Below are 16,938 nucleotides of genomic sequence, written 5' to 3' on the forward strand. Positions count from 1 at the left end.
ATCTAGTAAAGAAATCTATGCTGTTCGGAATTTTTCAGTTCCTAAAAACAAAAATACCAGCCCGATTTCTCGAACTGGTATTTTATTAATCCTTTTAGATTGTTTTCTTATAAAGTCTGATACTTTGATTTTAGTTCTTGATCAAGACCTTCTGTGACTGGAACTAGTGGCAATCTTAACTGCCCTCCTCCTATACCAAAATTCTTAAGTAATGATTTAATTCCTGCAGGACTACCTTCTTTGAATATCAAATCTAAAAAAGGAACTACGGTATCGTTGATCTTATCCGCTCCTGATTTATCTCCTTTTAAAGACAAATTAACCATTTCAGCAGTTTTCTTAGGAAGTGCATTGGCAATTACAGATATCACTCCATGTCCTCCTGCAGCTATGAAAGGTACTATCAAATCATCATCACCTGAAGTCAATAGAAAATCTTCAGGCATAGCATGAGCTATCTCAAGAGTCTGCTGAAGGTTACCACCAGAGGCTTCCTTTACCCCTATAATATTGGGATGCTTAGCTAACTCAAGGACTGTTTTCGCTTCCATATTTGTCCCCGTTCTTTTAGGTACATTATATAAAATTATTGGCTTTTTTGCTGCATCTGCTACAGCTGTATAGTGCTCTATTAAACCTTGTTGACTAGGTCTATTGTAATAAGGAGTTACGACCAAAAAAGCATCTACTTCTTCATCGAAATTCTGATATTGCTCAACAAGAGACATTGTATTATTACCACCCATTCCATAGACAATCGGTAGTCCTTTGGTATTCTTTTCTTTAACAAATCTCAACACAGCCAACTTTTCTTCTACTGACAAAGTTGGAGATTCTGCTGTAGTACCCATTACTACTAAATAGTCAACACCTCCTTGTGATACGTGATCAACTAGCTTCGCCAATGAATCAAAATCTATACTTTTATCATCATTAAACGGCGTTACCATCGCCACTCCCGTACCTTTTAGTTTTTCAACCATTTTTCATCTGTGTTAGATAGTGGTATACCTGATTGAGATACTCTTTGGTATTTCTTCCACTATAATTTATCATTAGTTCAAAATAAGCCTCATCTTCCTCCGCATGATGCCCAACACGGCATTTGGCTTTTGAAGATGCAAGTATATTGCGTATGAATTTATTTATCTCCAGATCAGCACTAATTAAATAGTCAAAATCCGTAGCCTTAAAACTCATCACATTTTCACTTTTCCATTTTCCTTTAGTAGAAAAATCCTGATCAGTAAAGAATGGACGATCATACTCTTCATTTTTTTGCTTTTTAGGAATGAAAGTCAGTGTCTCTACAGATTTACCATCATTCATTATTCTTTCTACAAGATTCAATACTTCCTCATGAAAGGATTCATTCTCAAAAGAAAAAACTATACCTATTCTTTTGGCTTGCTGATAAGACGGACTCACTCTATCCGGCTTCTTCTTTTTCAAAGCAAACTTCGTTGCCAATTTAACTATATAGCTCCCTATCATCTTCTTTTCAACATTTCTTCCAACTCCACTTCTGAGATAATGGCTACACTCAGTTTCTGTGCTTTTTCAAGTTTAGCAGGTCCCATTTTATCTCCGGCGACCAAATAACTTAATTTACCTGATATAGAAGAAACAACTTTCCCTCCGTTGTCTTTAATCAATTGTTTAAGTTCATCACGCCCATACTTTTCAAATACGCCAGAAATCACAAATGTATTCCCTACCAAGACATCTGACATGTTTTCAAGCTTGGCTTCATCAATACTAAACTGTAACCCTGCAGCCTTAAGCCTTTCTACTAATACTCTATTACTTTCTTCTGAAAAATAACCTGTTACACTAGTTGCAATCCTATCTCCTATCTCTGACACTTCTACTAGCTGCTCATGAGTAGCTTCCATCAAAGAATCAATATTCTTGTAATGCAAAGCTAATTTTTCAGCCACAGTCCTTCCCACAAATCGAATGCCCATACCAAACAACACCTGCTCAAAAGGTACTGACTTGGATGCCTCAATTCCATTGATCAAGTTATTCGCACTCAACTCTTTAAACCCTTCTAAGCTTAGTACTTGATCAACTTTCAAATCATATAAATCGGCTATATTATTCAAGAAACCTTTGTCATGAAGCAATTTGATAGTTTGTTCTCCCATAGAGTCTATATTCATTGCCTTTCGATGAATGAAGTGTTCTATTCTTCCTGTAATCTGTGGAGGGCATCCAATATCATTTGGGCAATAATGATTGGCCTCTCCTTCTATACGAATAAGTTCTGTACCGCACTCTGGACACTCATGGATAAATTCAAACTTCTCTGCTTCAGACAGGCGCTGATCCATTTGAACTCCAGTTATTTTTGGAATAATCTCCCCTCCTTTCTCAACACTAACCAAATCCCCTACATGCAAATCAAGTCTTTCGATTTCGTTGGCATTGTGAAGTGACGCTCTTTTAACTGTTGTCCCTGCCAACAGTACAGGTTCTAGTTCAGCTACGGGTGTAATTGAACCCGTTCTACCGACTTGATAGATAATATTATTTAGTCTGGTAATTGCGGATTCGGCTTTGTATTTATAGGATATAGCCCATCTTGGACTTTTAGCAGTAAAACCTAATCTTTTCTGCTGTTTCAGACTATTCACCTTAATGACAGCCCCATCAGTCTCTACTGGAAGTTCATGACGTTTTTGATCCCACTCCTTAATATAATTTTGTACTTGTTCGATTGTAGCACATTTTGAATAGGATTTAGAAACATTAAATCCCCACCTTTCCAATGCTTCTATTGATTGTTCATGAGATTCGTACTGTACCTTGTCTCCTAATAAGTAATACAAATAACAATCCAGTTTCCTTGAAGCTACGATCGAAGAGTCTTGCATCTTCATTGTACCTGATGCTGTATTTCGAGGATTGGCTAGTTTTTCTTCTCCAGCAGCTTCTTTTTGAGCATTAAGTTCTTGAAATACTTGATTTGGCATAAAAACCTCACCTCTCACTTCAAACTCCTCCGGGTAATCTCCCTCTCCCAAGCTTAATGGAATCGTTCTTATTGTTTTTGCGTTGGCCGTTACATCATCGCCTTGTGTACCGTCTCCTCTAGTAACTGCTCGAACTAAAATTCCTTTCTCATAAGTCAAACTAATAGCAACACCATCAAATTTCATTTCACAGAAGTACTCATATTGCTCACCTTCTAAACCTTTCGCTACTCGTTCATCAAAGTCACTTAACTCTTCTTCCGAATAAGTATTACCTAATGAAAGCATTGGGTACTTATGCACTACAGTATCAAACTTTTTGGTAATAGCACCTCCGACTCTCTGAGATGGTGAATCTGCCTTTTTAAGCTCAGGAAATTGTTCTTCTAATTTGATCAAACGATGGAGTAATTGATCAAAGTCAAAATCTGAAATCTCGGTTCTACTCTCCTGATAATACAGTTGATTATGATATTCAATCTGCCTACTCAGTGACTCTATCTCATCTATCGCTTGGTCTTTGGTCATTCTAGAATTTACCTTCTGTGTGGCGGCAAATTTATACATTTATTATTCTAGTCAATAGACTATAGACCATAGTAAAATAGATCATTTAGCTATAGCGAATTAAGTCTTCAATATGATTTGACACTTTATCCATTCTCATAGACTATGGCCTTTTATTGCTACCTTTGCCGCTCAAATTAAATCGGAGAAGAAATTGTCTAATATAGTTGCAATAGCGGGAAGACCAAATGTAGGGAAGTCAACACTGTTCAACCGTCTAGTAGAACAGAAAAAAGCCATCATGGATGATGAAAGTGGTGTCACTAGAGACCGACACTATGGATTTTCTCAGTGGAATGGAAAACACTTTACTGTAATTGATACTGGAGGTTATGTAACTGGTTCTGACGATATCTTTGAAGAAAGAATCCGTGATCAGGTTAAGCTTGCTCTTGATGAGGCTAGTGTCGTCTTATTTATGGTAGACTGCCATGATGGGCTTACTGATATGGACAAAGACTTTGCAAATATCTTAAGAGAAATCAAAAAACCTGTATTCATAGTAGCCAATAAAGCTGATAATCCAGACTTGGAAATGCAATCTGCTGAGTTTTATGGTCTGGGCTTAGAAAGCAATGTATATACGATTGCCTCTACTAGTGGATCAGGTACAGGAGACCTTCTAGACGACGTAGTTAATCAGTTCGAAGAAAGTGATGATGAAAACCCAGAAGAAGGAATACCAAGAATATCAATCCTTGGTCGTCCTAATGCTGGTAAATCTTCTTTTCTTAATGCTCTATTAGGCAAGGACAGAACTATAGTCACTGACATAGCTGGGACTACAAGAGACTCAATTAATACGAGATATAAGCTTTTTGGAAAAGACTTTATACTTACTGATACAGCAGGGATCCGAAAGAAAACCAAAGTAAAGGAAGATATTGAATTCTATTCTGTACTTCGTGCTATTCAATCACTGCAAGATAGCGATGTCTGTATAGTCATGATCGATGCCAGTAGAGGTTTCGAATCTCAAGACATGAGTATCATCTCTTTGGCTCATAAATACAAAAAGGGTATTATGATCATGGTCAACAAATGGGACCTGATTGAAAATAAAGACAGTAAAACAACGGAAAAGTTTAAGAAAGAAATCTATGAAAAGCTAGGTAACCCACTTTCTTATATCCCAATTATCTTCACTTCGGTGATGACTAAGCAAAGAATCTTTCAAGCAATAGAATTAGCAATAGAAGTCAATGATAATAGGACCAGAAGAATTCCTACTTCAGAGATCAATGATGCTATGCTTCCTGAAATTGAGAAGTATCCACCACCGGCACTAAAAGGTAAATACATTAAGATAAAGTATATTACTCAGCTACCAACACGTACTCCTTCATTTGCTTTTTTCTGTAATCTACCCCAGTATATAAAAGAACCGTATGAACGGTTCCTAATGAATAAATTGAGAGGCTATTTCAACTTCCAAGGAGTACCTATTAAAATATATTTCCGTAAGAAATAAGACGTGACAACTCCAAACCCTAGGGCACTTTTTGAAAAATTTGTCCCCGCCTTAGCGGTTGACTATTGTTTTGACCTTTGGGATCAAAATGGCTTTAACCTGAAGGTCACCCGTAGCAGATCTTCTAAATTGGGAGACTACAGATTCGATCAATCAAATGGCATCCATAGTATTTCTGTAAATCATGATTTGAATCCTTATTCTTTCTTAATCACCTACATCCATGAAGTAGCCCATAAAATAAACTTTGACTTACACCAAAACAAAGTTGATCCACATGGAAGTGAATGGAAACTACAGTTTAAAAAGCTAATGATTCCTATGTTAAGAGAAGATATCTTTCCTATGGAAATACTGGCACCGCTAGCTCTACACATGAAGAACCCAAAAGCATCAAGTGTTCGTGATTCAAACCTGCAAAGTGCTTTGTCAAAATATGATTCTAATAAGAAAGGAATTCTACTCAAAGAGATTGAATTAGGGCAAAAGTTCTTGTTCAGAAAAAAAGTTTATAAGAAAGTAGAAACAAAGCGTACAAGATCAGTATGTGAACACTTAGATTCAGGAAAAATGTACCTAATTCCAGACTCTGCAATAGTGAGCGGATTTAAGAATTGACATAAAAAAACCAGAAGACTCGCTTCTGGTTCAGTTTTTTTTTTTTTTTAGAATCCGGATCTATTTCAATTTATGGAACCTTTCGCCTGTGCTATCATCTGGTTAGCTTGACCAGTGAATGCCTTAGCTCCTCCAGCCATATATCCCATTTTACCAATTGCTTTTATCTCAAAACGACTCGTAGCTTGATCTTTGGTAAGATCAAAAATCCAAATTGTAGGAAAACCTGTCACTTGGAAAGCCTTTTGAAGTTCATAATTCTGAGATTTTTGTTGCTCTGACAACTGCTTTCTACGAGGATAATCAAGTTCTAAAAGGACTACGTTTTCTTCGGCCCAAGATTGAAACTCTTTCTTTTTGAAAACTTCTGCTGATAATCTTTTACACCAGCCACACCAATCGCTTCCTGTAAAATTAGCCATAATTGGCTTGCCTGTGGATTCAGAGATTTCATATGCTTTCTCAATTTCAACTAACCAGCCATCATGCTCAGCTTGAGCAAAACCTGTAGTCTGCGCCACAGCGCTAGAAAAAGAAAAAGTAAGGACGGCGGCAACAATCAAAAGAGATTTCATAATTATCATTTTAGATTTCTACTCTCTAAACCACAAAAATAGAAGAAATGTTTCTGTGCAAAGCTAAAAAAACAACATAATAGCATAAAAAGCTCTAATTAAGCAGACGAAAAGATTAATCAGTATATTTAATCGAGCGAAACCGACAGCGTATATGGATTCAGAAAATCAAGAGCATCAGCGCGAACATTGTCAAAGATGCCAAAAACGGGCAGTATTGTTATGCAAAGAGTGTGGTAGATATTGGTGTACCAAATGTCATGAAGAACTAGGCAAACCGGGACTATTCGCTGGTAAATGTGGTGCATGTGATGGAATAGTAGTCAGAATGCACCATACATAATCATCCTCCGACTATCTCTTTCAAGTCATGAATTAACCCATCCCAAAGCTCTCTCAATTCCTCTTGGTCATCAATCTCAGAATAATCAGTCACTTTCAAAAAATTCCCTGAGGTCATTTCGCTTGTAAGAATCTCAAACTTGACATAGCTAGGATCTGGATCTTCTTCATCTATGAATTCAATCTTAATCTCATGATTGGTTCTATGCGAAACTATCTTAGCTAGATTCTCCTCTCCATCCCAAATAATAATTAGATTTTTCTGAGGATTGATATTGACATCATCAGCATACCATTGTGCCAACCCACTGGCAGTGGACAAATATGTGTAGAGCATTTTATTAGATGCTTTGAATTCATACTCTCCAACAAACTCAAATTTACTCATGGTAGTGGTTCATTTTCAGTTACTAATAAATTTAATAGGCCAGTATCGAATATTTTCTTGCAAGATAAGTTGAAAAAACGAAACCATTCAATACATTTGCACCTCCAAAAAAATGGCGAGGTAGCTCAGTTGGTTAGAGCGCAGGATTCATAACCCTGAGGTCACGGGTTCAACTCCCGTCTTCGCTACTAAAGCAAAGCCCTTGTATTTCGTAATATAAGGGTTTTTGTTTTTTCAGGAGATACGAATCTAGATTAATTGACAACTCCACTTTCTATAGAAATACCCTCTCACATCATATTCCTGATGTAGATTTGCAGACTTAAAATTTTCAGCAGCCCCAAACAAGACGTCTATATAAAAATGGCCGAATACAATTTTTTAGAAACCGAAAAAAAATGGCAAGCCTTCTGGCAAGAAAATGAATCATTCAAAGCAGAAGTAGATACTTCAAAGCCAAAGTTTTATGCACTTGATATGTTTCCATATCCTTCAGGAGCAGGTTTACATGTAGGTCACCCTCTTGGCTATATCGCCTCTGACATTGTATCTAGATATAAGCGAATCAAAGGCTTCAATGTTCTTCATCCAATGGGTTTTGATGCCTTTGGTTTACCTGCTGAGCAATATGCTATTCAGACTGGGCAACATCCTGCTATCACTACAGAAGAAAATATAAATAGATACAAGGAGCAGCTAAGAAACATCGGTTTCTCTTTCGACTGGTCTAAGGAGACACAAACCTGTGATCCAAATTACTACAAATGGACACAATGGATTTTTATTCAGCTTTTTAATAGCTGGTATAATAATGATGCAAACAAGGCTGAAAGCATTGACTCTTTAGTTTCGTCATTTGAAAAAAATGGTAACACTGGAGTAAATGCTACTTGTGATGAGGATACAGCTTCTTTTTCTGCTGAAGACTGGAAAGGTTACTCAGAAGCTGAACAACAGGAGATTCTGTTAAAGTACAGGTTAACTTATCTATCTGAAACGACAGTAAACTGGTGTCCTGAACTAGGAACTGTATTAGCTCAAGACGAAATCAAGGATGGATACTCCGAAAGAGGCGGGTACCCTGTAGTCAAAAAACTCATGAAACAATGGAGCATGAGAATTTCGGCTTATGCAGAAAGGTTACTATCTGGTCTTGACAAATTGGAGTGGTCAGATCCTTTAAAAGAAATGCAACGTAACTGGATTGGAAAATCTCAAGGTACTGAGATGACCATGAAAGTGGACGGGCATGACGAGACGATTACTGTTTTCACTACTCGTATTGATACTGTGTACGGTGTGAGTTTTCTAGTACTTGCTCCTGAGCTTGAACTAATCGAGAAAATTACTACTCCGGAACAAAAGCAAATCGTAGATGAGTATGTCAGTGTAGCTAAAAACAGATCAGAAAGAGATCGAATGAGCGATGTAAAAACTGTCTCTGGAGCATTTACAGGTGCCTACGCAATCAATCCATTCAATGATGAGAAAGTTCCTATTTATATAGCAGACTACGTATTAGCAGGATATGGGACAGGTGCAGTCATGGCAGTACCTGGAGGAGACCAAAGAGACTTTGACTTTGCTAAACATTTTGACCTTCCTATTCTTCCTGTCTATGAAGGTATGGACGTAAGTGAAAAAGCTGATGCTACTAAGGAGGGCAAAATCATCAATGAAGGTATTTTCAAGGGATTGAATTTCCAAGAAGCTACTGATACAGGTATCAAGTTCTTGGAGGATAAGGACATAGGTTCTGGAAAAATCAACTATCGAATCAGAGATGCTATCTTCGCACGTCAGCGATACTGGGGTGAGCCTGTACCTATCTATTTCAAAGATGGCATCCCATATCCAGTAGCAGCTGAAGACTTACCTATCATTCTTCCTGAAGTAGACAAATACCTTCCTACTGAAGACGGTGATCCTCCATTAGGAAGAGCTGAAAATTTCACCTATACACCTACTGGATCAAGCGAGGCATACCCACTTGAACTAAGCACAATGCCTGGATGGGCTGGATCTAGCTGGTATTGGTACAGATATATGGATGCGAACAATGGAGAGGCTTTCGTCGCTGAAGATGTAATTTCTTACTGGAAGGATGTGGATCTCTATATAGGAGGTACTGAGCACGCTACAGGTCACTTGCTTTACTCTAGATTCTGGAACAAGGTATTGTTTGATCTTGGCTTTGTCAAAGTTGAAGAACCATTCAAAAAGCTTGTCAACCAAGGAATGATTCAAGGAAGGTCTAACTTTGTCTACAGGGTAAAGGGAACTAATCAGTTTGTTTCTGAGGGGTTGAAGAAGGAATACGATACTACTCCGATGCATGTGGATGTATCTATAGTCAGCAATGATATACTAGATACTGAAGCTTTTAAAAGCTGGAGACCAGATTTGGCAGATGCTGAATTTGTTCTTGAAGATGGTAAGTACAAGTGTGGCTACGAAGTAGAAAAGATGTCAAAGTCAAAATACAACGTAGTCAATCCTGATGATATTATTAATAAATATGGTGCGGATACACTAAGAATGTATGAGATGTTCCTAGGGCCTCTAGAACAATTCAAACCATGGAATACTCACGGCATCGATGGCGTATTCAAATTCTTGAAAAAATTCTGGAGACTATTCCATGATGGCAACAACAACTTCAATGTATCTGACGAAAAGGCTAAACCGGAAGAGCTGAAGATTCTTCATAAAGCAATCAAGAAGCTTGAAGAAGATATCAATAGCTTGTCGCTCAACACTTCTGTGAGCACGATGATGATTGCTGTAAATGAGTTGACTTCATTAAAATGCAATAAACGTGAGGTATTAGAAGGACTAGTAATAATCTTATCACCATTCGCACCACATATCACAGAAGAACTTTGGGAGCTTTTGGGACACTCAGGAGGAATCAGTACAGCTACTTTCCCTAATTACGATGAGTCATTATTAGTAGAGGCTGCTCACGAATACCCAATCTCTATCAACGGAAAAGTGAGAACTAAACTAAAATTCCCAATTGATATGAATCCGAAAGAAATTGAATCTGAAGCTTTGGCTGATGAATCAGTTCAAAAATGGGTAGAAGGCAAGACTCCTAAGAAGGTTATCGTTGTACCTAAAAGAATAATTAATATCGTGATATAAGCATCATTGATATCAAAGCAAAAAGCCCAGATTTGAAATTCAATTCTGGGCTTTTCTTTATTACAAAACGGCATTTTAAGTAATTCCTTAGATGTCTTATGCTACTTCAACTAAGTGCCTCTCATCGATTTCTCCCATTAATTTAAACTCTCCTAATTCCTTTTTCAGACTCTCAGCAATACCATTAAAAGTTTGAGAATTGTACTTCAATTGTTCCATTCCAGTAGCCAACTGTTGTGTTGATGTCATGGTCTGCTCAGTACCTGCTGCTGTTTCTTCCGCTATCACAATCACAGACTCTGTTTTATAAACAACCTCTTTGACATAGTCTGTTTGGATATCTGTAGCAACTTTTATTTCTTCTGAGTTTTTTAGTGTTTCTTGAGACACCTCATTGAAAGCATCGAAAACATCACTAAGTTCTTTAGCTACATGAACACCCTTCTCTACATTCTCAGTCATTCCAGATAAGAGGTTATTGGTATCCGTAGTGTTGGTAATGACAGCTCCTACAAGCTGCTCAATCTCTTTAGCACTTTTTCTTGAGTCTTCTGCTAATTTTCTTATCTCTTCTGCTACTACTGCAAATCCTCTCCCTGAATCCCCCGCTTGTGCAGCCTCTATGGCTGCATTAAGTGCCAATAAATTGGTCTGTGAAGCAATCTCTGAAATCACACGAAGTACTCGGTTTATATCGTTGGATCTATCCATCAATAGCTTCATAGAAGAGTTAGTCTGATCAAACGACCCAGCAATAGTATCTATCACTTGTTTCATATCAGATGAAAGGCGTTTACCGTCTTCACTCATTCCTACACCTTGAGTGGCCGTTTCATGAATATGATTGGACTTCTCATTGACACGCTCTGTTGACTGTTTTATATCTTCAATCATTCTAGAAGCTTGTTCTATTTTGACTACCTGATCATGAGCACCTTCACTCATTTGAGATGTTGCTATAGCTATTTCTGAAGTTGCAGTATTCATTTGACTGCTGTAATCCTGAATCTCTGAGGACTGCTGAGAAACCTCTTCAGCATTTTGCATAATGTGATTCATGGTCTCACTCAACTTCGACAATGAAGAATTGAGTGCGTCCGTTAGATCTTTAATTTGTCCTTTAGCATTTCCCTTATAGGCTTGCGAAAAATCTCCGTCTGCTACTTTATTCATTAGCTCTTTGAGATCAACTAATGGATAAGAAATGGATTGGAGTAAACTATTAATCGAAGATGTCATGATTAACCAACCTCCACTTTTACCCTGCTCCTGAATCAAAGTCTTGAAATTTCCATATTCAACAGCTTCATAGACGACTTCTCTCATTTCATCTAAAACAAGCTTCAGTTTGGATTGCATATCGATCAGTGCTCTCCCTAGTTCATCCTCTCCACTAAGAAGTGAATATTCAGTATCTAAATTCCCTTCACTAATATAAGTCGCCATTTTAGCCACTTTACTAAGGTTTTGATCAAGTTTTTGAAGTTGCATCATGGCTTGACCTATTTCATCATTGGCTCTTATTTTGACTTGATTATTGAGTTTACCTTGTGACAGTTTCTCTATGATAGTTTTCATTCTATCAATTGGTTTCACTACCACTATTGAGCTTAGCAAATACATCAGTACCACCAAGACTACATTAATAACTAAAAACAGTAAGAGAAGATCAGTAAGTCTTTGCTGTTTTTGCTTACTACTCTTTACATATGCCTTTACAAGGTTGTTGAACTTGGCTAACATCGGTTGAGCGTTTGTTTTCAAGTGTTGAAGACTTGAAACTATCGCCATACTATCTTGAGACATTACTTTCTGAGCATTTAACTTATAATCTCTCCAAGACCCCTCTGCTGCCAAAAGCACATTAAGAGATTCCCCAGTTGTTGGTGGCAAAATCATGGATTCATTCATTGCAGGAGCTTTACCTCCATTTTTTAAAACCTCAAGAGAAGTATCACACAGTTGTATTACTTTTTGTAATTCCTCAGCTGTCGAACTATCCATCTGGTATTGAAATGCTAAAAGACCTATTCTCTGAGATAGCATTCTCTGACGGCCTGCCAAATCAATCACTACTCCATCTGCCTTTTGTAGCTCTTTGTAATGTGAAATCAAGAAGGAATTAAGGATAGAAAATGACAAGAAAAGTAGTGCTCCGAAAGTTAGTTTTAACTTAAGACTTAAGTTTCGAATAGACACTAACCTTCTCTTATCTTCTCCTGATTTTTGGTCAGTAGACATAGCTGAATTGAATTGTACTTGTAGTGATTTTAAGGAGCAAAATTATGCATGCATCACAAGGCTATCTATAGGGAATTCTCTTAATCGATCTAAGTGGTAAAGCCTATTTTAGCTAAGGATATAATATTGACTGAATTTCAATAATGAATATGCTTATTTGATTGATCTCATTGACTTTGATTTCAATTTATTTATTGATCAGAATTCAGGGGTAAAATAAAAAACCACTATAGTCAGAAGAAAAATTCTATTTGAGTTACGAATTATTAACCGAATATTGCAGCCTACTACTTTCATAGCTGTGACAGTTCATACTATACTCAATTTGAATTGTTATTGAAATACTATCCAAAATGAAAAAACTAAGTGCAGTGCTGCTAATCATGTTATCAGCAGCGATGGTCTATGCCCAATCTGGAATCAAAGGGTCGATATTAGACAACACCTCCTCTTCTCCTATTGAGTTTGCTAGTATAGCAGTATATAGCATAAAAGATAGCTCCCTAGTAAGTGGTACTATCTCTGATGCCAATGGTAGATTCGAACTTATCACAAAACCTGGCAGCTACTATGTCACTGCTAAGTTCATGGGGTTTGAGACTATGACTTTGTCAAACGTACAAGTTTCAAAAAATAGACTGACTGACCTTGGCACAATAGGCCTTAAACACGATGAAAAGCTTCTCGCAGAAATCGAAGTAACTGGTGAGAAACTAAATACCATTCACAAAGTTGACAGACAAGTCTTCGAAGCCGATCAATTTCAAGCTGCCGAAGGAGGAACTGCTACTGATGTATTGAGAAATATGCCGTCAGTGAGTATAGATGGTGAGGGAGAACTATCTGTGAGAGGTACTAAGGGGTTTGTAGTACTATTAAATGGAAAACCTGTCCAGTCAGATCCTTCCATGATACTAGATCAGCTGCCTGCCAATGCGGTAGAAAATGTAGAGATCATTACAGCGCCATCTGCCAAATATGATTCGGAAGGAAAAGCTGGTATTATCAATATCATTACCAGTAAAAGTGCTACTGACGGTACTTATGCTCAGGTAAATGTAAAGGTAGGCGCTCCTAGTATCGAAAATTATGACAATGCTGACCCTGCCTATAGATATGGTGCAGATTTTACTGTTCACCAGCAAAAAGGTAAGTGGAACTGGTCTCTTGGTGGAAGTTACCTGAGAAATGACAAGACTGGTCGAAGAGAAGGCGAAGTATGGACTGAGGTCTATGATGACATCAACGGCACTTCTGGCAAGAGAACTGACTTCCCATCTGACGGAGAAAGAAGCTTTGATGAAAAAAACTACTCTGGAAGACTTGCTATTGGGTTTCAACCTACCAACAGAGATGAATTCAATGTAAGTTTCTATGGTGGTGTGAAGGACAAGACTCGTCTTGCCGACATTCACTATTTCAACAATATCAACTCAAGCATTCCTGAAGGAGAAGTAATAGGAAGTAATCAATACTACAATCACAACTCCAGAAACAGAACTGGAGATTTCGCTCTTGGCGCGTTGGATTATACTCACAAGTTCGTCAATAAGTCTAAAATCTCTACTTCGTTCCTATATGAGTATACACTACTTGGAGGACCTACTTTCAATGATAATCAAACCAACGATTTTTCTAGATCTCCTCTGAACAGTGAATTGATCGATAGAGAAAGAAACACGAATGACAATCCGTTAAATGGTTACAGGTTCAATTTAGACTACCAATTCAAACCTGGCACTTATGGAACTTGGGAAGTTGGTTATCAATTCAGACATCTAGATCACCAAGGAGAGTTCTTATATGAAAGCCAAGATTTAACTTCTGGTATCTGGAATGTAGTTCCTGCTTATACAAGTGATTTAAACCTTGAACGTACATTACACAGTGGATACATTCAGCTTTCTGGAAAGCAGGGTGCTTGGGATTATGGTGCTGGAGTGAGAGCAGAGAGTATGGCAAGAACTCTTGAGTACAAAGGCTTCAGTGAGGTGGATTACACTACACTCAATAGAGATTACTTTAGGTTCTTCCCATCTGCCAACTTACAATACACGGTAAATGAAGGCTTGAGGATCAAAGGTGCGTACAGTAAGCGGGTAGAGAGAACCACAACATTCAAAATGAATCCTTTCAAGGAGAAGGAACACTCTGAGACACTAGAGCAAGGATATGCAGAACTGCAGCCTGAGTTCATCGATTTGGTTGAACTTGGCATCGTAAAAGACTTTGGAGATGCAAACTCTTTCTTTGCCAACCTCTACTTTAGGAATACTGAAAATCTAATCAATAGAAACAATACAGTTGACAGTGACACTGTGCTGAATAGAATATATTCTAATGTAGGTACCGGTAGAGCTATAGGGCTGGAATTAGGCAGTGACCTAAAACTTTCCAATAAATGGAAATTGTATGCAGGAGGTAATGTATATCACTATACCATTGATGGCACTTTTAGATATCGAGATAGAAGTATTTCAAACGCTCAAGAGATCATCATCCCTGTCAATCCAGATGCTTGGCAGTACAGCTTCAACATCAACACCACTTATAGTATCACAGAGACACTTAGCGTGAACTGGTCTCTTAACTATCTTTCGGAGCGTATTACAGCTCAAGGGGAAGATTCAAGATATTACAGTCCAAACTTGACAGTAAAAAAATCATTCCTAGATGGCAGACTAACTACTAGCGTTCAGTGGCTTCATATGGATGCTGGGCTACTGGATACGAACGAACAGCGTATCAGTACCTGGAACTATGATGGCTACGAAGATCCAAATACGGGAACACTCAATAAGTTCTACACTACTACGAACTATGTCTATGAGACTGATTGGGTGATGTTCAATATCAGCTACAACTTCACAAAGTTCAAGAACAAGGCAAAATTTGCTAAATCGGAATTCGGATCTAAAGAATTTTAATCTCAAGACTTTAGATTTTACCAACATTACAAAGGCTTCAAAGCCTCTCTCGAGTTTCGAGAGAGGCTTTGTTTTATGCTACTACTCCCTTCTCTCTTTCAACTCAATAATTAATGAATTAACCTCGTTGGTTAGTCGACACTCCAAGACATTCATGCATATAGCAAGAGGTTCTCAGGACCTTCCCGAAGGTGTGCTGCAAGTAGCGAGAAGCTTTCGGGTCTTCCCGATTGGCTCCTGCAGGTTGCAGGAAGGTTTCGGATTTACCCGACGGGCTCCTGCAAGCTGCAGGAAGGTTTCGGGTCTACCCGACAGGTCGCTGCAGGCTGCAGGAAGGTTTCGGGTCTACCTGACAGGTCGCTGCAGGCTGCAGGAAGGTTTCAGATAGTTCTGAAAAGGTGCTGCAAGTTGCAGGAGACTTTCAGATGAACCTTGAGGCGTAAAATCAGGGGTATGTTGTATAGTACATGCTCCATGCTAAACATGAAGCTCTATTTGACTGACGTGGAGCTCTTAGTAAGTATTTGAGGATGATATTTATCAACCTGAAATTCCGAAATGATTACTCTGATTTAAAGAAATGAGCATCTTCTATTCATTTAGTCCGATCTATAGGTGATGAATCAAACCAAACAAATCATCTACCTTCTCAACCTCCTAACAAATCCAAGTGCTTGATTTTATGATAATTTAGAGTTTTTGAAATGCACGCTTTCAATTCTTCTCTAGGCACATCACCATTCAGAGGCAACAAAATGGCTCTGGTCTTCTCATATTGAAATAAGTCTCCATAGATGAACTGAAATGTAGAAACTAACTTACTTGTACAGACAAAGTATAGCGCATATTGATCTGGCGTTTTTTGCTTCCAGTCCATACGTAGCGTACTTCCATGCTTGGTCACATAGCTGGGTTCACCCCATTTGAGTGTTTCTTCAAGCGTATCAATTTGCTCATCTTCCTGAGCAGTCTCAATAACCAACTCACGAAGAGCATTCATTTTTTCACGAACGTGATCAGGATACTTATCAAACTTTTCTTGAACAGAAGGATTAGTCTTAAAGTGCATGATTGACGGATTGATTTGTAACTTTAAGTAAAATTAAATTTCAATACTATGCAACTTGGTACATTCTCAGTCAGCCTTACCGTCAAAGACATTAATGCATCAAAAGACTTTTATGAAAAAATAGGGTTCAAGGTTTTCGGTGGAGATATCGAACAAAACTGGCTGATCATGAAAAGCGGCAACAGCACCATAGGTTTGTTCCAAGGTATGTTCGACAAAAACATACTCACTTTTAACCCTGGGTGGGATGACAAAGCTCAGGAGCTTTTCAACTATACTGACATTAGAGAGATTCAAAAAGAAATGAAAGCGAAAGGTATCGCTTTAGAATCTGAAGTAGACGAAACAAGTTCTGGACCCGCAAGTTTTATCATCTCTGACCCAGACGGTAACACCATACTAGTAGATCAGCATATTTAGATATCAAAATATAATTGTAAAAAGCAAAGCCGTCCCGATGATGAGTCGAGACGGCTTTAAACTTCAAAATGAATTTAACTCTACTATGTGATGAAATAACAATTTGAGTCCTTTGGTTTAGGAATCAAGTTGTAATACTAAAATACATCACTAGTAACCTCCTGATAGGGATAAATTGTTCAGATTAGTATTCCC

Annotated in this window: 13 protein-coding genes and 1 tRNA gene; 7 read left to right on the forward strand and 7 right to left on the reverse strand. The window is 38.0% G+C overall.

The annotated features are described in order from the left end of the window. Positions 1-107: 107 nt before the first annotated feature. From dapA to ligA, 3 genes are read right to left on the reverse strand one after another with little or no spacing between them, the layout of a single operon-like run. The gene (gene dapA / locus DKG80_RS07900; RefSeq protein WP_109830770.1) at positions 108-983 is read right to left on the reverse strand and encodes a 4-hydroxy-tetrahydrodipicolinate synthase; all 876 of its coding nucleotides are present in this window, start codon (positions 981-983) and stop codon (positions 108-110) included. Next, positions 976-1,494, reverse strand: a complete 519-nt coding sequence (locus DKG80_RS07905) for a DUF6913 domain-containing protein (protein WP_109830771.1) — start codon at positions 1,492-1,494, stop codon at positions 976-978. Before DKG80_RS07905 ends, dapA begins: the two co-directional genes overlap by 8 nt. Then, positions 1,491-3,545, reverse strand: a complete 2,055-nt coding sequence (gene ligA, locus DKG80_RS07910; RefSeq protein WP_394342224.1) for an NAD-dependent DNA ligase LigA — start codon at positions 3,543-3,545, stop codon at positions 1,491-1,493. Before ligA ends, DKG80_RS07905 begins: the two co-directional genes overlap by 4 nt. A gap of 154 nt (positions 3,546-3,699) precedes the next feature. On the opposite strand from ligA, the gene der reads away from it, so the two are divergent. Both der and DKG80_RS07920 read left to right on the forward strand, forming a co-directional pair. Continuing rightward, positions 3,700-5,016: a ribosome biogenesis GTPase Der gene (der, locus tag DKG80_RS07915; RefSeq protein ID WP_109830773.1), complete on the forward strand. Its 1,317-nt coding sequence runs from the start codon at positions 3,700-3,702 to the stop codon at positions 5,014-5,016. 3 nt (positions 5,017-5,019) lie between these two features. Then, a complete protein-coding gene (locus tag DKG80_RS07920; RefSeq protein ID WP_109830774.1) occupies positions 5,020-5,634 on the forward strand; it encodes a SprT family zinc-dependent metalloprotease in 615 nt (204 codons plus the stop codon). Between the two features lie 65 nt (positions 5,635-5,699). Here DKG80_RS07920 and DKG80_RS07925 read toward each other — a convergent pair whose 3' ends face one another. Continuing rightward, positions 5,700-6,209: a thioredoxin family protein gene (locus tag DKG80_RS07925; protein WP_162555754.1), complete on the reverse strand. Its 510-nt coding sequence runs from the start codon at positions 6,207-6,209 to the stop codon at positions 5,700-5,702. A 154-nt stretch (positions 6,210-6,363) separates the two neighbouring features. Between DKG80_RS07925 and DKG80_RS21115 the strand changes: the two genes are divergently transcribed. Next, positions 6,364-6,552, forward strand: coding sequence for a hypothetical protein (locus DKG80_RS21115; protein ID WP_162555755.1), 189 nt, complete (start codon positions 6,364-6,366; stop codon positions 6,550-6,552). On the opposite strand, the gene DKG80_RS07930 is transcribed toward DKG80_RS21115, so the two are convergent. After that, positions 6,553-6,939 (reverse strand): START-like domain-containing protein, encoded by a 387-nt coding sequence (locus DKG80_RS07930; protein ID WP_109830776.1) that lies wholly within the window; start codon positions 6,937-6,939, stop codon positions 6,553-6,555. Between the two features lie 114 nt (positions 6,940-7,053). Between DKG80_RS07930 and DKG80_RS07935 the strand changes: the two genes are divergently transcribed. Continuing rightward, positions 7,054-7,127 (forward strand) — tRNA-Met (locus DKG80_RS07935). A 175-nt stretch (positions 7,128-7,302) separates the two neighbouring features. Then, entirely contained in the window at positions 7,303-10,086 is a 2,784-nt protein-coding gene (gene leuS, locus DKG80_RS07940) for a leucine--tRNA ligase (protein WP_109830777.1), read from the forward strand. A 96-nt stretch (positions 10,087-10,182) separates the two neighbouring features. On the opposite strand, the gene DKG80_RS07945 is transcribed toward leuS, so the two are convergent. Then, positions 10,183-12,327, reverse strand: a complete 2,145-nt coding sequence (locus DKG80_RS07945; RefSeq protein ID WP_109830778.1) for a methyl-accepting chemotaxis protein — start codon at positions 12,325-12,327, stop codon at positions 10,183-10,185. A 353-nt stretch (positions 12,328-12,680) separates the two neighbouring features. Here DKG80_RS07945 and DKG80_RS07950 point away from each other — a divergent pair, with 353 nt between their 5' ends. Further along, on the forward strand, positions 12,681-15,254 hold the full coding sequence (locus DKG80_RS07950; protein ID WP_109830779.1) for an outer membrane beta-barrel family protein: 2,574 nt from the start codon (positions 12,681-12,683) through the stop codon (positions 15,252-15,254). 649 nt (positions 15,255-15,903) lie between these two features. On the opposite strand, the gene DKG80_RS07955 is transcribed toward DKG80_RS07950, so the two are convergent. Then, positions 15,904-16,323: a DUF1801 domain-containing protein gene (locus tag DKG80_RS07955; protein ID WP_109830780.1), complete on the reverse strand. Its 420-nt coding sequence runs from the start codon at positions 16,321-16,323 to the stop codon at positions 15,904-15,906. A gap of 48 nt (positions 16,324-16,371) precedes the next feature. Here DKG80_RS07955 and DKG80_RS07960 point away from each other — a divergent pair, with 48 nt between their 5' ends. Next, the gene (locus DKG80_RS07960) at positions 16,372-16,743 is read left to right on the forward strand and encodes a VOC family protein (RefSeq protein ID WP_109830781.1); all 372 of its coding nucleotides are present in this window, start codon (positions 16,372-16,374) and stop codon (positions 16,741-16,743) included. Positions 16,744-16,938 lie beyond the last annotated feature (195 nt).

Source organism: Reichenbachiella versicolor, from assembly GCF_003171675.1.
GTDB classification, from domain to species: domain Bacteria; phylum Bacteroidota; class Bacteroidia; order Cytophagales; family Cyclobacteriaceae; genus Reichenbachiella; species Reichenbachiella versicolor.